This is a genomic window from Streptomyces palmae (assembly GCF_004684805.1).
GTDB classification, from domain to species: domain Bacteria; phylum Actinomycetota; class Actinomycetes; order Streptomycetales; family Streptomycetaceae; genus Streptomyces; species Streptomyces palmae.
On the sequence record NZ_SRID01000641.1, the window covers coordinates 1 to 1,762 of the forward strand.

General features: G+C 72.8%; 1 protein-coding gene. It reads left to right on the top strand.

Annotated elements, in window-relative coordinates:
* The coding region (locus E4099_RS31730) for a SpnB-like Rossmann fold domain-containing protein (protein WP_167828559.1) at positions 1 to 1,762 on the top strand (1,762 nt) is incomplete at both ends.

A 1,762-nucleotide genomic window follows, 5' to 3' on the forward strand; every position in this document is an offset into this window, starting at 1 on the left:
CCACCCCACCGCCCTCCACACCCACACCGACAACCCCGACCACCAACTCCACCTCCCCTTCACCTGGACAGGCACCACCCTGTGGGCCACCAACGCCCACACCATCCGCATCCACCTCACCCCCACCCCCACCGGCCACCACCTCCACATCACCGACACCACAGGCGACCCCATCCTCACCGCCGACGCCGTGACGGTCCGCCCGACCACCCCCGAGCAGTTGCGCGCGCTGGCCGCCCCGGCGGTGGAGGGGCTGTTCACCGTGGAGTGGAGCCCGGCGGCCGGTACCAGGGAGGGCGCGGATCCGGCCCGGCGGCTCCCGGCGGAATCCGTCGCCGAGCAGTGGGCGGTCCTCGACGGCGGGCCGCTGCCGCTCGGCTCGGCCCGGCCGGGACCGCGCCGGCATGCCGACCTCCCGGCGCTGCTCGGCGCGCTGGACGCCGGTGCGCCGGTGCCGTCCCTGGTGCTGGTCGGGGTGCCCGAGGCGGACGCCGATGGCGAGCCGTCCGCGGCCGCGCTGGCCCTCGCCACCGAGTTGCTGGAACTCGCCCAGCGGTGGCTGGCCGAACCGCGGCTCGGCGAGGCCCGACTGGCGGTGGTGACGCGCTCGGCGATGACCGTCGACGGCGTGGACGCCTCGGGCCCGGATCCGGCCGCGGCCGGCGTCTGGGGGCTGCTGCGCAGCGCCCAGACCGAGAACCCGGGCCGGTTCCTGCTGGTGGACGTCGACGCGGCCACCGAGGGCGACCAGCTGCTGGCCGGGGTGTCCCAGGCGGTGGAGTGCGAGGAGCCCCAACTCGCGCTGCGCGGCGGCCGGGTGCTGGTGCCGAGGCTGGTACGCGCCGATATGCGGGACACCCTGGTGCCGCCGCCCGGTGTACCGGCCTGGCGGCTGGCGTCGGTGGGCGCGGCCACGGTCGAGAGCGTCTCGGTGGTGCCCTGCCCCGAGGTGCTGGAGCCGCTGGCCTCCGGTCAGGTGCGTATCTCGGTGCGTGCCGCCGGCATCAACTTCCGCGATGTGCTCATCCTGCTGGGGATGTATCCGGACGAGGGGGTGTTCCGGGGCAGTGAGGGTGCGGGTGTGGTGCTGGAGACCGCTCCGGACGTGACCGCCTTCGCCCCTGGTGACCGGGTCATGGGCCTGTTCGAGGGCGCCTTCGGCCCCATCGCCGTCGCCGACGCCCGCGGCCTGACCACCATCCCCCCCGACTGGACCTACGACCAAGCAGCCGCGGTACCCGTCGCCTACCTCACCGCCTGGTACGGACTGGTCGACCTCGCCGACCTCCAACCCCACGACAACCTCCTCATCCACGCCGCCACCGGCGGCGTCGGCATGGCCGCCACCCACATCGCCCGCCACCTCGGCGCCCACATCCACACCACCGCCCACCCCGACAAACACCACGTCCTCGAACACCTCGGCATCGACGCCGACCACCGCGCCTCCTCCCGCACCCTCGACTTCGAAACCACCTACCGCACCACCACCAACGGACACGGCATGGACGTCGTCCTCAACAGCCTCGCCGGCGAATACACCGACGCCTCCCTACGCCTCCTCGCCCCCGGCGGACGCTTCATCGAAATGGGCAAAACCGACATCCGCGATCCCGAACACATCGCCACCCACCACCCCCACATCACCTACCACCACTACGACCTCGTCACCGCCGCCGGACTCGACCACATCGCCCACATCCTCACCACCCTCAACCACCTCTTCACCACCAGCCAACTCCCCCCACTCCCCACCCACACC